General features: G+C 67.2%; 14 protein-coding genes. 5 read left to right on the top strand and 9 right to left on the bottom strand.

Annotation, left to right across the window (positions count from 1 at the left end; translation table 11 throughout):
• Positions 1-153 precede the first annotated feature (153 nt).
• Entirely contained in the window at positions 154-1,563 is a 1,410-nt protein-coding gene (glnA, locus tag F622_RS0112990; RefSeq protein WP_018175903.1) for a glutamate--ammonia ligase, read from the bottom strand.
• A 219-nt stretch (positions 1,564-1,782) separates the two neighbouring features.
• Positions 1,783-3,036, bottom strand: coding sequence for a cation diffusion facilitator family transporter (locus tag F622_RS0112985; protein ID WP_026287974.1), 1,254 nt, complete (start codon positions 3,034-3,036; stop codon positions 1,783-1,785).
• A gap of 86 nt (positions 3,037-3,122) precedes the next feature.
• On the opposite strand from F622_RS0112985, the gene glyQ reads away from it, so the two are divergent.
• The 4 genes from glyQ to F622_RS0112965 all read left to right on the top strand — a co-directional run bounded on the left by glyQ (position 3,123) and on the right by F622_RS0112965 (position 7,611).
• Positions 3,123-4,064: a glycine--tRNA ligase subunit alpha gene (gene glyQ / locus F622_RS0112980; protein WP_018168756.1), complete on the top strand. Its 942-nt coding sequence runs from the start codon at positions 3,123-3,125 to the stop codon at positions 4,062-4,064.
• 69 nt (positions 4,065-4,133) lie between these two features.
• On the top strand, positions 4,134-6,215 hold the full coding sequence (gene glyS, locus F622_RS0112975; RefSeq protein WP_018144903.1) for a glycine--tRNA ligase subunit beta: 2,082 nt from the start codon (positions 4,134-4,136) through the stop codon (positions 6,213-6,215).
• Between the two features lie 9 nt (positions 6,216-6,224).
• The gene (locus F622_RS0112970; RefSeq protein WP_019572108.1) at positions 6,225-6,980 is read left to right on the top strand and encodes a 1-acyl-sn-glycerol-3-phosphate acyltransferase; all 756 of its coding nucleotides are present in this window, start codon (positions 6,225-6,227) and stop codon (positions 6,978-6,980) included.
• Positions 6,970-7,611 (top strand): hypothetical protein, encoded by a 642-nt coding sequence (locus F622_RS0112965; protein WP_018144901.1) that lies wholly within the window; start codon positions 6,970-6,972, stop codon positions 7,609-7,611. Before F622_RS0112970 ends, F622_RS0112965 begins: the two co-directional genes overlap by 11 nt.
• 121 nt (positions 7,612-7,732) lie before the next feature.
• On the opposite strand, the gene F622_RS0112960 is transcribed toward F622_RS0112965, so the two are convergent.
• The 7 genes from F622_RS0112960 to F622_RS0112930 all read right to left on the bottom strand — a co-directional run bounded on the left by F622_RS0112960 (position 7,733) and on the right by F622_RS0112930 (position 14,803).
• Positions 7,733-8,479, bottom strand: coding sequence for a ThiF family adenylyltransferase (locus tag F622_RS0112960; RefSeq protein WP_018144900.1), 747 nt, complete (start codon positions 8,477-8,479; stop codon positions 7,733-7,735).
• The gene (locus F622_RS0112955) at positions 8,476-9,258 is read right to left on the bottom strand and encodes a TatD family hydrolase (protein WP_018938660.1); all 783 of its coding nucleotides are present in this window, start codon (positions 9,256-9,258) and stop codon (positions 8,476-8,478) included. The genes F622_RS0112960 and F622_RS0112955 overlap by 4 nt, the downstream gene beginning before the upstream one ends.
• Positions 9,259-9,268: 10 nt before the next feature.
• Positions 9,269-10,303, bottom strand: a complete 1,035-nt coding sequence (locus F622_RS0112950) for an NADP(H)-dependent aldo-keto reductase (RefSeq protein ID WP_019563038.1) — start codon at positions 10,301-10,303, stop codon at positions 9,269-9,271.
• A 30-nt stretch (positions 10,304-10,333) separates the two neighbouring features.
• Positions 10,334-11,464, bottom strand: a complete 1,131-nt coding sequence (locus F622_RS0112945) for an FIST C-terminal domain-containing protein (protein ID WP_018175894.1) — start codon at positions 11,462-11,464, stop codon at positions 10,334-10,336.
• Positions 11,461-11,919, bottom strand: a complete 459-nt coding sequence (locus F622_RS0112940; protein WP_018144896.1) for a hypothetical protein — start codon at positions 11,917-11,919, stop codon at positions 11,461-11,463. Before F622_RS0112940 ends, F622_RS0112945 begins: the two co-directional genes overlap by 4 nt.
• Positions 11,920-12,027: 108 nt before the next feature.
• Positions 12,028-12,918 carry a phosphoribulokinase gene (locus tag F622_RS0112935; protein WP_018144895.1) on the bottom strand — a complete coding sequence of 297 codons (891 nt, stop codon included), beginning with the start codon at positions 12,916-12,918 and terminating at the stop codon, positions 12,028-12,030.
• A 46-nt stretch (positions 12,919-12,964) separates the two neighbouring features.
• On the bottom strand, positions 12,965-14,803 hold the full coding sequence (locus F622_RS0112930; RefSeq protein WP_018144894.1) for an SLC13 family permease: 1,839 nt from the start codon (positions 14,801-14,803) through the stop codon (positions 12,965-12,967).
• Positions 14,804-15,070: 267 nt separating this feature from the next.
• On the opposite strand from F622_RS0112930, the gene F622_RS0112925 reads away from it, so the two are divergent.
• A complete protein-coding gene (locus F622_RS0112925) occupies positions 15,071-15,919 on the top strand; it encodes a universal stress protein (RefSeq protein WP_018938663.1) in 849 nt (282 codons plus the stop codon).
• Position 15,920 lies beyond the last annotated feature (1 nt).

Genomic DNA, 15,920 nt, shown 5'->3' with positions numbered 1-15,920 from the left:
ACAAGGCCGGTCGGGGGCTCGACGGGGGTGAGCGCCCTCATCCGTTGCCCGCCGCGCACGGATCGCGCTCGACCGGCACAAAAAAGCCGCCCGCGGCCAGGGGCCGGGGGCGGCTGATGGCTTCGCGGCCCCGAGGGGCCGGAAGCGGCTGCCTTACAGGCTGTAGTACATGTCGAACTCGATCGGATGGGTGGTCATGCGCATCTGCGTGACGTCTTCCATCTTCAGGTCGATGTAGGCATCGATCATGTCGTCGGTGAACACGCCACCCTGGGTCAGGTATTCGCGATCCTGGTTCAGGGCTTCCAGCGCCTGGTCCAGCGAATGGCAGACCTGCGGAATGCCCTTCTCTTCTTCCGGCGGCAGGTCGTAGAGGTTCTTGTCCATCGCATCGCCCGGGTGGATCTTGTTCTGGATGCCGTCCAGGCCGGCCATCAGCATCGCCGCGAAGGCGAGATACGGGTTGGCGGTGGAGTCCGGGAAGCGCAGCTCGACGCGACGGCCCTTCGGGTTCATGACGAACGGGATACGCAGCGAGGCGGAGCGGTTGCGGGCGGAGTAGGCCAGCATGACCGGTGCCTCGAAGCCCGGCACCAGACGCTTGTAGCTGTTGGTGGACGGGTTGGTGAAGGCATTCAGCGAGCGGGCGTGCTTGATGATCCCGCCGATGTAGTACAGCGCGGTCTCGGACAGGCCGCCGTACAGGTCACCGGAGAACAGGTTCTTGCCGTCCTTGGACAGCGACTGGTGCACGTGCATGCCGGAGCCGTTGTCACCGACGATCGGCTTGGGCATGAAGGTCGCGGTCTTGCCGTGGACGTGGGCCACGTTCTGGATCACGTACTTCAGGATCTGCACCTCGTCGGCCTTCTGCGTCAGGGTCGCGGGACCCACGCCAATCTCGCACTGGCCGGCGGTCGCCACCTCGTGGTGGTGCACCTCGGTCTCGAGGCCCATCTCGGTCATCACTTCGCACATGGTGGAGCGGATGTCGTGCAGGCTGTCGACCGGCGGGACCGGGAAGTAGCCGCCCTTCACGCCCGGGCGGTGACCGATGTTGCCGTCCTCGTAGACGCGCTCGGAGTTCCAGGAGGCCTCCTGGGAATCCACGCGGCAGTAGGAGCCGGACAGGGTGCTGCCCCACTTCACGTCGTCAAAGATGAAGAACTCGTTCTCCGGGCCGAACAGCGCGGTGTCGGCGATGCCGGTGCTCTGCAGGTAGGCCTCGGCGCGGCGCGCCAGGGAGCGCGGGCAGCGGTCGTAGCCCTGCATGGTGGCCGGTTCGACCACGTCGCAGCGGATGTTCATGGTCATGTCTTCGAAGAACGGATCGAGGACCGCGGACTCGGCGTCCGGCATCAGGATCATGTCGGACTCGTTGATTCCCTTCCAGCCGGCGATCGACGAGCCGTCGAACATCTTGCCTTCCTCGAAGGTTTCCTCGTCGATGTCGTGGGCCGGCACGGTCACATGCTGTTCCTTGCCCTTGGAGTCGGTAAAACGGAAGTCGATGAAGCGAACTTCCTTTTCCTTGATCTGGTTCAGCACGTCGGCTGCGGACATGGGGATCTCCTTGGTCTTTACTTGAGTCTTCAAAGGTGGCCGGCCGGCCCGTCGGGCGCTTGCGCGGCGTCGCGGTTCATTATGCAGGCATCATGCCATCCGGTCCTGTTTGGCCCGGGCGCGCGAAAAACGGGCACCCGGGGCGCCCCGCCGCATCCTGGGTGCACCAATCTGGTGCCTTATCTGCACAATTTTCGTGCGCATCGTGGTGGCCCGCACCTAATGAGTGCAGGGCCGATAGAGTAGCGTGACCTCGCCCAGCATGTCGCCTACCCCGGGATGGCGGTGCAGTCGGTCGGCCAGGGCCTGGGTGCGGGCCTCGAGGTCTGCCGGCGCGGCTGCCCCGTCAAGGCGCAGGGTCAGCGTCACGTGTACCCGACCGCCGAGATAATGCAGCGACAGGTGCTCCACCGCATCCAGTTCCGGGGCGTCCGCCCAGGCCTCGCGCAGCGCCTCCACCAGCGTCGGGCGCAGCGGCAGCATGGAACTCCGGGCCTGTTCCGCGTCGTTTTCCGGATCCACGTGCACGGTGATGTCGTTCACCCGGTCATGTGCATCGGTCACCGCGTGGAACACCGCATCGGCAATCCGATGGCCCTCGGAGACCGAGATCATCGGCGCGACCTGGATATGCACGTCCACGACGACTTCGCTGCCGTGGCGGCGCGTGCGCAGCATATGCGCATCCTTGACCCCGGGCACATCCATGATCGTGCGGTGGATGCGCTCGACCTTCTCCGGCTCCAGGGCCGTGTCGATCAGCTCCGCCGCGCTGCGTACGATCAGCCGCCCGGCGATATGCAGGATGAACAGCGCGACGATCAGCGCCGCGAGGGCATCCGCCCACGGGAACCCGGCCACCGCAGCGGCCACCCCGGCCAGCACGAACAGCGACGAGATCGCATCCGTGCGGTGATGCCAGGCGTTGGCATCCAGCATCCGCGACTTCAGGCGCTTCGCCACCCGGTGGGTGTACTGATACAGGCCTTCCTTGGCCACCAGGGTCAGCAGGGCAAAGGCGATCGCCATGTTTGCGGGGCCGGTCATGGCCTCGGGCTCGACCAGGCGGTTGCCGGCAGCCCAGGCAATCGCCAGACCCGCGAGCGCCAGAAAGACTCCGACGATCACCGTGGCCAGGGTCTCGATCCGCGCGTGACCGTAGGGGTGTTCCTGATCGGGGGAGGCGGCGGCCTTGCTTGCCGCGAACAGCACCACCCCGTCGGTGATCAGGTCCGACAGGGTATGCACGCCGTCCGCCACCAGGGCCTGCGAGTTCAGCAGCCAGCCACTGACGAGCTGCGCCACGGCGAGGAAGCTGTTCACGGCCGCGCCGACCAACGTGACCCGGCGGGTATCACGATAGCGCTGGCCGCTCTCCGGCGTGACCGAAGGTCCGGAATTGGCGAGGGGGTCGCTCAGGGCCACTCTCCCGAACAGAATCAGGGCCCCAGTATGGGCGCGCTTTGGCTGCATGCAAAACGCCCGCGCCAACGCGAGCGGTGGCCGTGGCCGAAGCCGGGCCGATATACTGTCGGCTTTGCCCTGACCCGGGATCCCGCATGTCGCAAGAACGCACCCCGCCCAGCAGTCCGACCTTCCAGGACCTGATCCGCCGCCTGCAGGACTACTGGAACGATCACGGCTGCGTGGTCCTGCAGCCCTACGACATGGAGATGGGCGCGGGGACCTTCCATCCGGCGACCTTCCTGCGCTCCATCGGGCCGGAGCCGTGGCGCGCGGCCTATGTGCAGCCGAGCCGCCGCCCGACCGACGGGCGCTACGGCGACAACCCCAACCGTTTGCAGCACTACTACCAGTTTCAGGTCCTGCTGAAACCCTCGCCGCCGGACATCCAGGCGCTCTACCTGGGCTCGCTGGAGGCGCTCGGGTTCGACACCCTGACCCACGACGTCCGCTTCGTCGAGGACAACTGGGAGTCCCCGACGCTGGGCGCCTGGGGTCTGGGCTGGGAGGTCTGGCTGAATGGCATGGAGGTCACCCAGTTCACCTACTTCCAGCAGGTGGGCGGACTGGACTGCCACCCGGTCTCCGGCGAGATCACCTACGGCCTCGAGCGCCTGGCGATGTACTTGCAGGGGGTGGAGAGCGTGTTTGATCTGGTCTGGACGATCGGGCCCGACGGCCGCGCGATCACCTACGGCGACGTCTACCACCAGAACGAGGTGGAGCAGTCCACCTACAACTTCGAGCATGCCGACCGCGACGCCCTGTTCGCCGCCTTCGACCAGCACGCGACCGAGAGCGATCGCATGATCGAGCTGGGCCTGCCCCTGCCGGCCTACGAGCAGATGCTGCGCGCCTCGCACAGCTTCAATCTGCTGGATGCGCGCGGCGCGATCTCGGTCACCGAGCGCCAGCGCTATATCCTGCGCGTGCGTGAGCTGTCGCGGAACGTCGCCCGGAAATACTACGAGTCGCGCGAGGCCCTGGGCTTCCCGCTGTGTGCCGAAGACGACGCGAACAAGCCCGACGCCGCCTGAATCCCGCAATCCCGCGCCGGCCGGCCCCCTGGGTCGCGCGGCGCGTACTGGACCCAACCTGGACCCGACATGGCCGAAGCCCGCGAACTCCTGATCGAACTTGGCACCGAGGAGCTGCCCCCGACCGCCCTCGCGCGCCTGCGCGACGCCCTGGCCGAGGGCCTGACCACCCGCCTGCGCGAGGCCGGGCTGGAGCCGGGCGAGCCCGAGGCCTTCGCCACCCCGCGGCGCCTGGCCGTGTTGTTCCCGAGCGTACCCGCGCGCCAGCCGGACCAGCTGCAGGAGCGCCGCGGCCCGGCGGTGGCCGCGGCCTTCGACGATGCCGGCGAGCCGACCAAGGCCGTGCTGGGCTTTGCCCGATCCTGTGGCGTCGAGGTCGAGCGCCTGGAGCGCGAGACCACCGACAAGGGCGAATACCTGGTGTTTCGCCAGCTGCAGCCGGGGCGCGCCCTCGGCGAACTGCTGCCGGAGATGCTGGAGGCCGCGCTGGACGCCCTGCCCACACCCAAGCGCATGCGCTGGGGCAGCAGCCGTACCGAGTTCGTGCGGCCCGCACACTGGCTGGTCGTACTGCACGGGCCCGAGGTGCTGGAGATGACCGTGCTGGAACAAACAGCGGGTCGGGAGACCCACGGCCACCGCTTCCATCAGCCCGGCGCCCTGGAGCTCAAGCGCGGGAACGACTACGCCGAGCGGCTGCGTCGCCCGGGGTTTGTCGAGCCGTCTTTCGAGGCGCGCCGCGAGCGCATCCTCGAGCAGGTCCACGAGCAGGCGAAGGCCCTGGGCGGGCGCGCGCTGGTGGATGCGGACCTGCTGGACGAGGTGACCGCGCTGGTCGAGTGGCCGGTGGCGCTGACCGGCGGCTTTGATCCGCGTTTCCTGGATGTCCCGCAGGAGGCGCTGATCTCCACCATGCAGGACAACCAGAAATACTTCCCGGTGGTCGACGAGGCCGGCCGCATGCAGCCGCACTTCATCGTGATCAGCAACATCGAATCGCGCGACCCGCACGCGGTGCGCGACGGCAACGAGCGCGTGCTGCGCCCGCGCTTCGCGGATGCCGAGTTCTTCTGGCAGCAGGACCGCAAGAAGCGCCTGGAAGAGCGCCTGGAGGCGCTGGACTCGGTCGTGTTCGAAAAGCGCCTGGGCACGCTGCGCGACAAGTCCATGCGGCTGGAGGCCCTGATGCAGCGCCTGGCCGGGCTGATGGGCCTCGACGCACCCCTCGCTGCGCGCGCCGCACGTCTGGCCAAGTGCGACCTGGTCACCCAGATGGTGTTCGAGTTCACCGAGTTGCAGGGCACCATGGGGCGTTACTACGCCCTGCACGACCGCGAGGACGAGACCGTCGCCGCCGCGATCGAGCAGCACTACTGGCCGCGCCAGTCCGGCTCCGAGCTGCCGGACGCCCCGCTCGCCCAGGCGCTGGCGCTGGCCGATCGTCTCGACACCCTGGTCGGCATATTCGCCATCGGCAAGCAGCCCAGTGGCACCAAGGACCCGTTCGCCCTGCGCCGCGCCGCGCTCGGGCTGGTGCGCATCCTGGTCGAGCGCGAACTGCCGCTGGCCTTGACCCCCTTGCTGCAGGCCGCCGCCGAACCCATCCGCGAACGCGTGCCGGAGGCCGATCAGGCCGTGGAACCGGTACGCGAGTACATCCTCGAGCGCCTGCGCGGGTACCTGCTGGAACAGGGGCAGGCGCACGAGACTATCGAGGCAGTGGCTGCGGTCGCGCCGGATGCCCCGCTGGATTTCGTGCGCCGCGTGCGCGCGGTCAGCCTGTTCCGCGAGCGCCCGGAGGCCGAGGCCCTGGCCGCCGCGAACAAGCGGATCCACAACCTGCTGCGCAAGGCCGGCGAGGAGGCCGAGGCGGAACTCGATCCGGAGGCCCTGGCGCTGGACGAGGAGCGTCAGCTGTACCAGGGCCTGCAGGCCGTGCGTCCGGGGGTCGAGCAGGCGGTGGCCGACGGTGACTACCTGCATGCCCTCGGCGAACTGGCAGGCCTGCGAGATCGGGTGGACACCTTTTTCGACCAGGTGATGGTGATGGCCGAGGACGCCGCAGAGCGGCGCAACCGCCTGGCCCTGCTGCGTGAACTGCGTCGCGCGTTCGAGACCGTGGCCGACATCGGCCGCCTGGCGACGGGGTAGGGCCGGGCGATGCTGCCCCTGATCCGAGGTCTGCTGTTCCAGCTGGGGCTCGTTGGCTCCATCCTGGTCTTCGGGCTGCTGGTACCGCCGCTGATCTGGCCGTTTTCCCGCCCCGTCCGCTACCGTGTCCTGACCCTGTGGGGCCGGTTCAACGTCTGGTGGCTGCGTGTCAGTTGCGGCATCGATTACCGGGTGCACGGGCGCGAGCACATCGACCCCTCGCGCCCGCATGTGGTGCTGTCCAAGCACCAGTCGGCCTGGGAGACGGTGGCCTTCGTCGGGATCTTTCCCATGCAGACCTGGGTGCTCAAGCGTGAACTGATGCGGATTCCCCTGTTCGGCTGGACGTTGTCCATGCTCGATCCGGTACCGATTGATCGCGAGGGCGGACGCCAGGCCCTGGAGAACCTGGTGGCCGAAGGCAAGCAGCGCCTGGACCAGGGCCGCTGGGTGATCGTGTTCCCCGAGGGCACGCGCGTGGCCCCGGGCGAACACGGGCGCTACCGTCAGGGCGGCGCGATGCTCGCAGTGCGCACCGGCTACCCGGTCCTGCCGGTGGCGCTGAACAGCGGGAGCTTCTGGCCGAAAAAGGGCCTGCGGCGCTATCCCGGCACCGTCGAGGTAGTGATCGGGGCACCGATCGAGACCGCCGGTCGCAAGCCGGTCGAGGTGCTGTCCGAGGCCGAGAGCTGGATCGAGACCACCATGACCGAGATCGAACCTCGCCCCGCCACCCTGTCGACGGAGAAGCCCGATGGCCAGTGAACCCCTGATCAGCGCCCCATTGGTCGAACTGCGTGACCGGACCATCTACCGGATCGGCGATTCGGAACCGGCCGTGTGGCTGATCGACGACCTCGAGCTCGGCGGCATCCTGGTGAACGCGCCGATCTATTCGGAATCGCTCCTGGAGGCGATCCGGGCCATCAGCAAGCCCGCGTACCTGTTCCTGCCCAGCCGGCATGGGGCGCAGGATCTGGATGCCTGGCGCGCTGCGGGACTGGAGACCCTGACGTTCGAGGCCGAGGCCCCGGCGATCCGCGCAGCGGGCGGCGAGATCGATATCGCCTTCAACCGCAAGCAGCGCCTGTCGCGCACCATCGACTTCCTGCCGATGGCCGGCGTAACCGATGGCACCTGTGCACTGCGCCTGAAGAATCTGCCCGGCGTGGTCTTCTTCGGCCCTGCCCTGGCCCCGGGCGCGGACGGCTGGCCCACGCTGATCCAGAACCCTGAGGATCATTCCTTCGAGGCACGCCTGTTCGGTGCCCTCGGAGTGAAGGATCTGAAGTTTGCCTACGCCTTCTGCGACCGCTTTGATCCCGCCACTACGCAGTTCGGCCCGGACGCTGACCAGCACATCCAGGCCCGCATCGAGGCCGTGTTCGACGAGTAGCGGTGCTGTCCAGGGCTTGCGGGTGCGGTGCGGCTGGGGGGGTACCCCTCGCCGATTGCCGCGGCGCGTTGCGCCTCGCAATGACGAGTCGATACGGGTTCCTGCACTCGATTCGTGTGCGTCAGCTGCGGGTGATCAGGGTCTGGATCACGTGGCCGGCGGCGGTCAGGCCGAAGATCGCGGGCAGGTAGGAGATGGTGCCGTTGACCGAGCGCGGGCGCCCGCCGTCGCCGACCGGCCGGTGCTCCGTGCCCTTGCGCGGCTGCTCGATGGAGAACACCACGGGGTAGTCGAGATGTGCGCCCAGGCGCCGCAGCCGCTTGCGCATCTGCCGCGCGAGTGGGCACACGCGGGTCTCGGTCAGCGGCCCCACGCGCACGGCCGTCGGGTCGATGCGCCCACCTGCGCCCATGCTCGAGATCACGGCCTGCCCGCGGGCCTGGGCGGTCGCGACCAGCGCGGCCTTGCAGACAATGGAGTCGATCGCGTCCAGCACGAAGTCGGCATCCTCGGGGACCAGGTCGCCGATGGTGTCGGGCTGGAGGAAGTCCTGGCGAATGATGACCTCGATGTCGGGATCGATGTCGCGGATGCGGTTCGCCATGATCTCGGTCTTGGGCCGGTCCACGGTGGAGCGCAGCGCGACGAGCTGGCGGTTCAGGTTGGAGGCCCCGACCACGTCGTGATCGGCGAGGGTCATGCGTCCGACCCCGGCCCGCGCGATCGCCTCGGCCGCGTAGCTGCCCACACCGCCCAGTCCGGCGATGAAGACATGCCGATCGCGCAGGCGTGCGGTGACGTCATGCCCCAGCAGCAGATCCGTGCGTTCGGTAAAGGGATTGTGCGGGGCGTCGGCGGGCGAGCTCATGCAGCGGAACCGGTCGGGAGCCGGAGGACCCGGCGTGCGTTTTGTGACGTGATTATAGCCATCTCGGCCGGATCCATGTCTCGCAGGGCCGCGAGCTGGCGGTTGACCTCGGCGGTCATGGCCGGTTCGTTGCGCTCGCCCTGGTGTCCGGCCAGCGGTTGGTCCGGGGCGTCCGTCTCCACCACCAGCGCCTGCAGCGGTGCGTCGCGCACCACGCGGTGCAGTTTCTTTGCGCGCTCGTAGGTCACGGGTCCGCCGATCCCGAGTGCAAAGCCGAGATCCGCCGCCTGCCGAGCCTGCTGCGGACTCCCGATGAAGGCATGCAGGATGCCGCTGATGCCGGGGTACTGGCGCAGGCCCTTCAGGACCTCGTCGAGCGCGCGTCGGCTGTGGATGATCACCGGCAGCTCGCGTTCCCGGGCGATGGCCAGTTGCCGCGTATAGAACCGCCACTGACGGTCCCAGTCGAGCTCCTGGTGGTAGCCGTCCAGTCCGATCTCGCCGACGGCGACGGTCTCCGGGTGCGCGTCCAGCCAGGGCTCCAGCGCGTCGAGGTCGTCATCCGCATGGTCCTGCAGGAAGATTGGGTGCAGACCGTAGGCGACATGCAGACCATCGTAGTGCCGGTGCAGGGCGTCCAGATCCGGCCAGCGGGCACGCGTGACGCCGGGCAGGACCAGCTCCTGCACGCCGGCGGCGCGGGCCCGGTCCAGCACCGCCGGGCGGTCCGGATCGAACGCGTCGAGGTCCAGGTGGACGTGCGTATCGATCAGGTGCAACGGATCCGACCTACGGACAGGGGTAGGTATAGCGGGCGTGGATCGCCTCGATGGCTTCCAGCACGGCGTCGGACAGGGTGATGTCGACGGTGGCGATGTTCTCGCGCAGCTGTTCCATGGTGGTCGCGCCGACCAGGTTGCTGGTCACGAACGGTTGCTGGTTGACGAAGGCCAGTGCCAGCTGGGTTGGCGTCAGCCCATGTTCGGCGGCGAGCCTGGCGTACTCGGCGGTCGCGGCCAGGCCGGATTCGTTGCTGTAGCGCTGGAAGCGCTCGAACAGGGTCAGGCGGGCACCTGCCGGCTTGGCGCCATCCAGGTACTTGCCGGAGAGCATGCCGAAGGCCAGCGGCGAGTAGGCCAGGAGGCCGGCGTCCTCGCGGATGGCCATCTCGGCCAGGCCCGCCTCGAAACTGCGGTTGAGCAGGTTGTAGGGGTTCTGGATGGAGACAATGCGCTCGGACAGGCCGCGGTCATGTGCGCGGATCCATTCCATGAAGCCCCACGGGGTCTCGTTGGAGATGCCGATGGTCCGCACCCGGCCGCTGTCGACCATGGCCTTCAGGGCGGCGGCGGTCTCCTCGATCGGCGTGGCGTTATCGTCGGGCTTGTGGCTGTAACCGAGCTGGCCGAAGAAGTTGGTCGCGCGCGCCGGCCAGTGGACCTGGTAGAGGTCCAGATAGTCGGTCTGCAGCCGCTTGAGACTGTCGCTCAGGGCCTGCTCGATGTGCTCGCGGTTCAGCTGGGGGCCGCCGCGCAGGTAGTCGATCATGCCGGGGCCGGCGACCTTGCTGGCCAGCACGACCTGTTCGCGATTCTGGCGCTGCGCCAGCCAGTTGCCAATGTAGGTCTCGGTCAGGCCCTGGGTGTCTTCGCGCGGCGGCACCGGATACATCTCGGCGGCGTCGATGAAGTTCACGCCCTGCCCCAGCGCGTAGTCGAGCTGCTCGTGCGCCTCGGCCTCGGTGTTCTGCTCGCCCCAGGTCATGGTGCCCAGGCCGATCAGGCTGACTTCGATATCGGTACGTCCCAGCTTGCGGTACTGCATGCCTTCTCCCGGGGTGTGGTGGAGTGCGTTTCAGGTGAACAGGGTCAGGACCCCGGTGTAGCCGTACAGGCGGTTGGCGAAGATCTCGCCATTGGCGAAGAAACCGACCAGGGGTACGTCCCCCAGTCCCTTTTGCACGATAGCCAACTCCGCGCCTTCCTGCCCGAACTGGTGGCGTCCGCGCCCGACACAGGAGACGTAGAGCGCCCCGCGAATACCGTTGGGTGCCTGGGCGCGCACCTGTTCCAGCATGCGTTCCAGGTCGTCGCGGGCGGCCTGGCCGTCGCGGCGCACGAACAGGATCTGCGACCCCGGTTCCAGCATCTCGCCGATCGCGAGGACCTCCTGGTCCAGGTCCACCCCGATGATGTTGCGCACGCGATAGTCGCCGGTATCCGAGCCGGCGATGGGAAAGCCGACCAGGATGTAGCCCAGCGCGCGTTCCAGATCGCGCGACAGGACATCGCCGATGATGCCCTTGAATGCCGGCAGCGCCTGCTGCCCGTCCAGACGCACAATGATGTTGCGCCAGGTCTCGGTCAGCTCGTGCTGGCCGGGCAGCGGTGTGCAGCCCTGGCTGTGGCGCGCGGCGATGGCGACATCGTCGCGCAGCGCCAGGCCGGTGATGCCCGAGGCGGAGACCCCGTCGGCGATCTGTACCACGCCGGGCTCGCCGGAGTTGACACCCCCGGTGGCGAACCAGGCGGTCTGCTCGCCGATCTCCGTCAGTATGTCTTCCAGGCCCTCCGTTTGGGGGTCGGCATTCAGGATCAGACGCCCCGGGGTCTGCGGGTCGAGGAAGCCGTCCAGTTCCTGTACCAGATCCTCGAAGCGACGTACCGGATGGTAGATGACCCGAACACTGGATGCCGGGAACTCGCCGATCATCAGGGTCACACCGGGCTGCTCGTAGAGCTCGTCGCGCGGGCCGATGATTGCCATGGCCATGCCGCCGACGAAGTGATCGATCCCGAGGCCTTCGCGCAGGTGTTTCAGTAGGCTGCGGGCGTGGCGGCTCAGGGGGTCGGAGAGATAGATGAAGCCGACGCGTACCTGATCATCGCCACGCACCGGCTGTTCGCCGAGCTCGGCGATCAGGGTGGTGGCCAGGGCCCCGGGCTCGTCGCCGCGGGCGGTGGCGCTGCGAAAGGGTGTGGTCATAAACCGAGATGCTCCAGCATGCTGAGGGCCTCGTTGTCGTCGACCGGCAGGCCGGTGTGCACGTGCAGGCCGCCGTCTTCGGCGAAGACCAGGCGGGCGTGGTGGCGAGTGTCCAGTTCCTCCAGAAACCAGGCGATCTCGGAGGGGTGCACGGCATGCTGCCCGCGCGTCAGGTGGCGCACGAGGATGGCGTCCTCGCGTACGTCCAGAAACAGTGGCTGAGGGAGCTCCAGCGGCAGGATGTAGGTCTGCACCAGCCATTCCACCGGGGTGGGGCGCCGCCGCGGCAGCGGTCGGCTGTCCATGCGGAAGTGGCCCCCGCCGCCCGGCTGCTTGATGAGCTCCTCCAGCCAGTCTCCGTTGAAACCCTGGTGCACGATCAGCGAGCGTCCGTCGTAACGGCTGCGAAAGCGCTCCATCTGTTGGGCCGGCCGTGGCCCGAAGAGTCCGATCACGCCAACTCCGTCCTGTTGGTTAAATTCCGAATCCTAGCGGAATGCCCGGCCATGAACGAAAAAAGCCCCGCCGGAGCGGGGCTTGGGAACTTCTCTTGGGCTTGCGGATCAGCCGCGACGCGACAGCATCTCGTGGATGATCGGGGCCAGGATGACCTCCATCGCGAAGCTCATCTTGCCGCCCGGGACCACCAGGGTCTTGGGATCGGACATGAAGGAGTCCGGGATCATGTTCTGCAGGTACGGGAAGTCGATGCCGAGCTTCGCCGGATCCTTGAAGCTGATCACCACCATCGACTCGTCCGGGGTCGGCACCGCGCGGGCGATGAACGGGTTGGAGGTGTCCACCGTCGGCACGCGCTGGAAGTTGATGTCGGTGTAGCCGAACTGCGGGGTGATGTAGTTCACGTAGTCCGGCATGCGGCGCAGGATCGTGTCGACGATCGCCTCGGCGGAATAGCCGCGCTCGGCGTTGTCGCGGAAAATCTTCTGGATCCACTCGAGGTTCACGATCGGCACCACGCCGATACCCAGGTCCACGTGCTGCGCGGCGTCCACTTCGCCATTCACGACCAGGCCGTGCAGGCCTTCGTAGAACATCAGATCGGTGCCCGGCTGGATCTCTTCCCAGGGGGTGAACTCGCCCGGTCCAAGGTTGGTGCCAAGGCGCTCGTTGTGCTCGGCGGCCTCTTCGTCGGAGTGCAGGTAGTAGCGCTTCTCGCCCTGGCCGGTCTCGCCGTAGGTCTTGAACAGCCCCTCGATGCGATCGAACAGGTTGGCTTCGGGGCCGAAGTGCGAGAAGTGATCGTTGCCGTCGGCGGCGGCCTTCTGCATCGCCTCCTTCATTGCCTTGCGGTCATAGCGATGGAAGCTGTCGCCCTCGATCACTACCGGGCTGATCTGCTCGCGACGGAAGATGGACTCGAAGGAGCGCTTGACGGTGGAGGTGCCGGCACCCGAGGAACCGGTCACCGCAATCACGGGATGCTTCTGGGACATGGGATTTCTCCTTGCAAACGGGTTGCTAAAGGTTGCGTTTAACAGACTAGAAAATCAGGTTGAGCATGAACATGGCGACCACGGCGAACAGGATGGTCATGATGCCGCCCGCCTTCATGAAGTCCTTCACCCGATAGCCGCCGGGGCCCATGATCAGGGCGTTCACCTGGTGGGTCGGGATCAGGAAGGAATTCGAGGTGGCGATCGCCACGGTCAGCGCGAACACGCGCGGGTCGGCATCCATGCCCGCGGCCTGCGCGGCGATCGCGAAATTGATCGCCAGCGGCACCAGCAGCACGGTCGCGCCGACGTTGGACATGACCAGCGTGAAGAACGTGGCCAGGGCGAAGATCGTCGCCTGCAGCACCCAGGGCGGTACGGTCCCCAGCATCTCCAGCGTGTTCTGCGCGATCCAGGCGGCGGTTCCGGTGTTCTCCACCGCCATGCCTAGCGGGATCAGTGACGCCAGCAGGAAGACGGTCTTCCAGCTGACGGCGCGATAGGCGTTGTCGAGGCTGATGACGCCGGTCAGGATCATGCCCAGTGCGCCGGTCAGCAGTGCGACCGAGAGCATCAGGTCGGTGAACACGATCAGGCCCACGGTCAGCGCCAGGAAGAACAGAGCATGCGGCACCTTGGACGGTACCAGTTCCTCGCGCGGATAGTCCGACGTGATCACCACGAAATCGCGGTCCTGCTCCAGCCGGGCCAGCGATTCCCAGGTGCAGTGCACCACCAGGATATCGCCCGGTTCCAGGGGGATGTCGCGTAGCCCCTCGCCGTAGGTCTCGTTGCCGCGCTGGATGCGCATCACCGACAGGCCGTAGGTCTGGCGCATCGCCAGTTCGGTGACCGTCTTGCCGGCGAGGTTCGAGCCCGGCGCGATGGCGACCTCGGCGACGCCGGAACGCCCACTGTCCAGGGCGTTGGCGAACACGTCGAGATGGGTGCTGGGACGCTTGCGCGTGCCCTCGCACAGCTTTTCCATGCGTGACGGGCTGGCCAGCACGGCCAGGTGCGAGTTGGCCTGGATCTCGTAGCCGGTCCACGGTGCCATGCGCAGCTCGTCGCGCATGTAGGTGCCGACGATCGCGATCCCGGTCTCGCGCTCAATCTCGGCCACCGTGCGCCCAACCATCGGGTCGTTCTCCGGGACGAACAGCTCATGGATCTCGTAGGACAGGCCGTACACGCGCTGGAAGTAGTCCTGTGCACTTTCGCGCTGGGTGGCCTTGCTCTTGACCGACGGCAGTACGAAGCGGCCCAGCAGCACGAAGTAGACGATGGCGGTGGCCAGCAGGGCCAGGCCGATCGGGGTCACGTCGAACAGCTGGAACGGTTCCATGTCCGACGGCAGCAGGTCGTTCAGCAGGATCAGCGGGCTGGACCCGACCAGAGTGATGGTGCCGCCGACGATCGCGGCGAAGCCCATCGGCATCAGCAGGCGCGACAGCGGGATGTTCAGGCGATTGGAGATGCGGCTCATCACCGGCATGAACAGCGCGGCTGCGCCGATGTTCTGCATGAAGCTGGAGATTACGCCGACGGTTCCGGAGACGGTCGGGATGATGCTTTTTTCGGTGGTGCCACCCACGCGCATGATGAACGCCGCCACCTTGTGCATCACGCCGGTCTTGTCCAGGCCGGCGCCGATAATCATCACCGCGATGATCGAGATCACCGCATTGGAGGCGAAGCCGCTGAACAGCTCTTCCTGGCCGACCAGCATCCCGAGTCCGGGCACCAGCGTCAGCAGGCCGAGCAGGACCATCACCGAGATCGCCGCCAGGTCGACCCGGATGATCTCGGAGACAAACAGGAAGATCGTGAACGCGAGCAGCGCAAGCACCACGATCATCTCGGTGGTCAGCGTAAGGTTTTCCATGTTCCAGTCGTGTCCTGAGGACCCGCGCCGGACGGCGCGTGGCCAGAAGCCGAAAAAGGGGACTCGCGCCGGGCGCAGGCGCCGAGGCGGGTCGGAGGAAACAGGTTCCGCCTTTCCCTTGAAAGCGCGGGATTATTTCATCCCGCGGGCACGGACGCAAAAAATGCGCCGGCGTCGGGTTGGCGGTTCGGTCGGCGCGGCCCCGAGTGCTGGCGTTTGCCGGCATGTCGGTTATGCTTGGAAAAAAGTCCAGGTGGAGACCCTAGCATGTCCGAATCCGATGCCCCGATGTGCCGTTTCGAGACCATCGTCCTGGCGACGGATGGCTCCGAATTCAGCGAATCCGCCGAGAATGTGGCGCTGGATCTGGCGCAGCGCTGTGGTGCGCGCCTGATCGTCGCACGGATTATCCGCACCGATACCCAGCACGATGCGTTGTCTCCGCCGCGCAGCCACGAGGCGAGCGTTGCCGGCCAGACCGATCTGGACGCGCTGGAAAAGCGCGCCCGCGAGGTGGGCATCGATGCCTCCATGATCCTGCGCCACGGGGTCGACCGGCACCAGGAGATCGTCGCCATTGCCGAGGAGTTCAAGGCCGGGCTGATCGTCATCGGCCGGCGCGATCGCGGTGACCTCTCGCGCCTGATGGTGGGGGACGCCACGCGCAAGGTCGTGGGGCTCGCACCCTGCAACGTGATGATCGTCCCGCGCGGCGCCCAGGCGCCGCATCGCGGGCTTCTGGTGGGGACCGACGGCTCCGACCTTGGGGACCAGGCCGCGCGCGCCGCAATCGAGCTGGCCGGCTATTGCAAGCTTCCGATCACGATCGTGTCGGTGGCGGTCCCGGGGCAGAACGAGGAGCGGCGTCAGGAGGGTGTCCAGGCCATCCAGCGTCTGCAGGGCGAGGCCCGCGAGAAGGGGCTGGAGGCCGATGCGACCTTCGAGGAGGGGCGCCCCGAGGTCACCCTGCTGGAGGTCGCTGCGCGCGACCATCGCGATCTGGTGGTGGTCGGCAGCCACGGGCGTACCGGGCTCAAGCGCCTCCTGATGGGCAGCGTGTCCGAGCGCGTGATTGGCGGGGCTGACTGCCCGGTCCTGGTGGTCAAGAACGTCTGAT

This window comes from Thioalkalivibrio sp. ALMg3 (assembly GCF_000381225.1).
GTDB classification, from domain to species: domain Bacteria; phylum Pseudomonadota; class Gammaproteobacteria; order Ectothiorhodospirales; family Ectothiorhodospiraceae; genus Thioalkalivibrio; species Thioalkalivibrio versutus.
Note: the sequence above shows the minus strand (reverse complement) of the source record. Positions and strands in the feature narration are given on the sequence as shown.

What these genes read in the sequence shown, in the direction of transcription:
- glyQ (WP_018168756.1), top strand. Translation starts at nt 3,123, where the DNA reads ATGTCGCAAGAACGCACCCCGCCCAGCAGTCCGACCTTCCAGGACCTG.
- F622_RS0112935 (WP_018144895.1), bottom strand. Translation starts at nt 12,918, where the DNA reads ATGTCCCAGAAGCATCCCGTGATTGCGGTGACCGGTTCCTCGGGTGCC.
- F622_RS0112960 (WP_018144900.1), bottom strand. Translation starts at nt 8,479, where the DNA reads ATGAGCTCGCCCGCCGACGCCCCGCACAATCCCTTTACCGAACGCACG.
- F622_RS0112945 (WP_018175894.1), bottom strand. Translation starts at nt 11,464, where the DNA reads ATGACCACACCCTTTCGCAGCGCCACCGCCCGCGGCGACGAGCCCGGG.
- F622_RS0112970 (WP_019572108.1), top strand. Translation starts at nt 6,225, where the DNA reads ATGCTGCCCCTGATCCGAGGTCTGCTGTTCCAGCTGGGGCTCGTTGGC.
- F622_RS0112930 (WP_018144894.1), bottom strand. Translation starts at nt 14,803, where the DNA reads ATGGAAAACCTTACGCTGACCACCGAGATGATCGTGGTGCTTGCGCTG.
- F622_RS0112950 (WP_019563038.1), bottom strand. Translation starts at nt 10,303, where the DNA reads ATGCAGTACCGCAAGCTGGGACGTACCGATATCGAAGTCAGCCTGATC.
- F622_RS0112965 (WP_018144901.1), top strand. Translation starts at nt 6,970, where the DNA reads ATGGCCAGTGAACCCCTGATCAGCGCCCCATTGGTCGAACTGCGTGAC.
- glnA (WP_018175903.1), bottom strand. Translation starts at nt 1,563, where the DNA reads ATGTCCGCAGCCGACGTGCTGAACCAGATCAAGGAAAAGGAAGTTCGC.
- F622_RS0112925 (WP_018938663.1), top strand. Translation starts at nt 15,071, where the DNA reads ATGTCCGAATCCGATGCCCCGATGTGCCGTTTCGAGACCATCGTCCTG.
- F622_RS0112985 (WP_026287974.1), bottom strand. Translation starts at nt 3,036, where the DNA reads ATGCAGCCAAAGCGCGCCCATACTGGGGCCCTGATTCTGTTCGGGAGA.
- glyS (WP_018144903.1), top strand. Translation starts at nt 4,134, where the DNA reads ATGGCCGAAGCCCGCGAACTCCTGATCGAACTTGGCACCGAGGAGCTG.